A 2,726-nucleotide genomic window follows, 5' to 3' on the forward strand; every position below is an offset into this window, starting at 1 on the left:
GGAATCTTCCATGGGCGTAGACCTTACCAATCAAAATCCAGAGATGGATTCCATTATAGGTTTTGACGTCCTTTTATGAGTTAAGGGAAATTAACTCAATCATTCAGAATGATTAAACATTCAGTGGGTCCCTCATAGGCCAAATTTCCGATGGCCGGAGCGTCATCCGCTGCGCAGGACGGGCTGTCAGATTCGCCATGGCGGGAGGGGTCTGAAGCGCCCTTGCAAGTACCGCATAAAATCCCGAGTTCTTCTCGCCAAGCCGGATCGGTTGTGCGTCAGGGCAATAACGTTGGCGTCGGGCGCCTTCCATGAGGGTAGCAGCTTCACCAGCGTTCCTTGCCGAATGTCATCCGCGACATCCCATTCGGAACGAAAGATGATGCCTCGCCCCTCGCAAGCCCAGCGGCGAATCACATCACCATCGTTACAACTGAGCTTCGACACAACCCTGACGCTGCGACTGATTTTGCCTTTGCTCAAATGCCACAAGGATACGTCTTCATTGTTCTCGCGAAGGACGATGCATGGGAGTCGAGCCAGATCGTCGGGCGCACCCGGACTACCGAAACGTTTGACGAAGGCAGGTGAGGCGCAGACGAATCTCGCGTTGGGTGCAATTGCATGGCCGACAAGGTTGGATGCACGCAATTCACCGATATGCACCACGACATCGAAACGGTCGGCTGCTTCGGTCAGTGGCTGGTCGGACAGCGTCAGCGCCACATCGACGTCGGGATTTTCTTGCTGGAAATCTGCGATGACCGAGGCGAGATACCGACGGCCGAAACCGAGCGGTGCATTGACCTTCAACGTGCCGACCAGACCTCCATGGCGAATTCGCAGGTCTTCCAGCAGTGCGTCGAATTGCTGGATCAACTCCAGTCCGCGCAGGCACAGCAGCGCGCCCTCCTCCGTAAATACCAGCTTGCGTGCGGTTCTATCGAGCAGCCTGGTACCCAGTTTCCTTTCGAGTTGTTGCAGGCGCTGGGATACCGCAGAGGGCGTGAGGCCAAGCTTGCGTGCGGTAGCGATCAGGCTTCCGTTTTGCTGGATTGCAAGGACAAAACGGATGTCGGCAGAATCGGTCATTTCGGCGCCGTTAAGTTTGTGAGGTAGAGAAGTTATGTTGTTCGACTGAATCGATCAAGTACCTTCGCGACATCGTGCTGTTTTCCAGTATCGAAAACAAGGATGACCTATGTCGAGTCGCCTGACGGTCTGGATATTGTCAGAGCGCAATCTGTCCCCCTTCCGACGAGACCTGGACGATCCGGCCGCCGCCCTGGCGGCGCAGGTGGGGCAGTGCGGCACGGATAACCTGGATCGATCCGGTGAGATTGGTGGCGATCTGGCGGTCGATCTGTTCATCAGTCACCCAGCGTTGCGACGACCCGATCGCCACGTTGCAGTAAGCGTTCGGCGAGTAGCCGGCCCAGGCCCGATGACGTGCAGGTGATAAGCCAAGTCTTCGTCATGACGTATCTCTCCATAAAGTGGACGGAATGGCATTGCATGATGACCAGTCTAGTTACCCGTCATTGGTGCGAGAAGCGCCTATAGTGCGTATGACCCCGTGAAAATTCGCCACCAATGACCAAGCCGACACTTGCCGATCTCACTGCTTTTTCCACTGTCGCCGCGTATCGAAGTTTCCGCCGTGCTGCCGATTCACTCGGCGTCTCGCGCTCCTCGCTCAGTCACGCCGTGCTCGCATTGGAGCGTGAATTGGGCGTACGCCTGCTCAATCGCACGACGCGTAGCGTAGCGCCGACAGAAGCTGGCGTTGCATTGCTCGCGCGGCTTACCCCCGTGCTCCGCGATCTTGACTCGACACTGGATGCTGTCGCCGATGTGCGGGGCAATCCGAGCGGCACGCTCAGGATCAGCGCCAATGAGAGTGCCGTGAGGCTATTGTTGAAAACGGTGGTACCGCATTTCCTGAAGCGCTTCCCCGGCATGGCGCTCGATCTGGTGGCAGAAGGACGGCTCGTCGATATCGTGGAGCAAGGTTTCGATGCCGGAGTACGGCTTGGCGAGTCGATCCCGCGCGACATGGTGGCAGTGCGGATCAGCGATGATCTTCGCTTTGTGGTCGTTGCCGCGCCTTCATATCTCGCGGGACGAACACCGCTCACCACGCCCGACGACCTTCGTAGCCACGACTGCATTCGCCAACGGCTGCCGAGCGGTAAGCGCTACCGCTGGGAGTTCCGCAAGCACGGGCAGGAAGTGGCGATCGATGTTCCCGGTGTGCTGACGCTGGATCACATCGGGCTGATGGTTGAGGCCGCGTCCGACGGTTTGGGCCTCGCGTATGTACCGGAGTCCACGGCCCGCGACAGGCTGGACGACGGTCGGCTGGTCACCGTATTGGAAGACTGGTGCCCGTTCATCCCGGGGCTCTCCCTGTACTATCCCGGGCATCGCCACGTGCCTGCGGGGCTGCGGGCGTTCATAGACGTGCTTAGGGAGGTCAACCACTTGGAGGTTAACCACTTACGCACGTAAATCAACCCTTTAGGATTCCTTTATATCTGTGAGCCTGAGCGCTTCAACCCTGCGGCGGCTTGACGTCGAATGCAATCCGTCCTGCGGGCAGAAACGTGAGCGAGATGACAGCACCGCCCTTGACTTCCGGAAAATGCTGGCTTCCCGGCCCAGGCGCCGTCCACCCGCCATGGCACCAGCCGTTTGGACCTGCAAGCGCGGCGCCTTCATTGAGC

At 58.3% G+C, this 2,726-nt stretch carries 3 protein-coding genes and 1 pseudogene; 1 reads left to right on the top strand and 3 read right to left on the bottom strand.

The window, feature by feature from the left end:
* Window positions 1–186 precede the first annotated feature (186 nt).
* Together WCA53_RS32670 and WCA53_RS32675 are read right to left on the bottom strand one after the other, a co-directional pair.
* On the bottom strand, window positions 187–1,092 hold the full coding sequence (locus WCA53_RS32670; RefSeq protein WP_423921675.1) for a LysR family transcriptional regulator: 906 nt from the start codon (window positions 1,090–1,092) through the stop codon (window positions 187–189).
* 145 nt (window positions 1,093–1,237) lie between these two features.
* Window positions 1,238–1,478: pseudogene (locus WCA53_RS32675) on the bottom strand (SDR family NAD(P)-dependent oxidoreductase); the annotation flags it as partial.
* A 115-nt stretch (window positions 1,479–1,593) separates the two neighbouring features.
* On the opposite strand from WCA53_RS32675, the gene WCA53_RS32680 reads away from it, so the two are divergent.
* Window positions 1,594–2,511, top strand: coding sequence for a LysR family transcriptional regulator (locus WCA53_RS32680; protein WP_423921678.1), 918 nt, complete (start codon window positions 1,594–1,596; stop codon window positions 2,509–2,511).
* A gap of 43 nt (window positions 2,512–2,554) precedes the next feature.
* Here WCA53_RS32680 and WCA53_RS32685 read toward each other — a convergent pair.
* Window positions 2,555–2,726 (bottom strand): DUF4863 family protein (locus WCA53_RS32685; protein ID WP_423921681.1); only part of this gene is annotated, 172 nt, incomplete at its 5' end.

The organism is Caballeronia sp. (assembly GCF_049581465.1).
Taxonomy (GTDB): domain Bacteria; phylum Pseudomonadota; class Gammaproteobacteria; order Burkholderiales; family Burkholderiaceae; genus Caballeronia.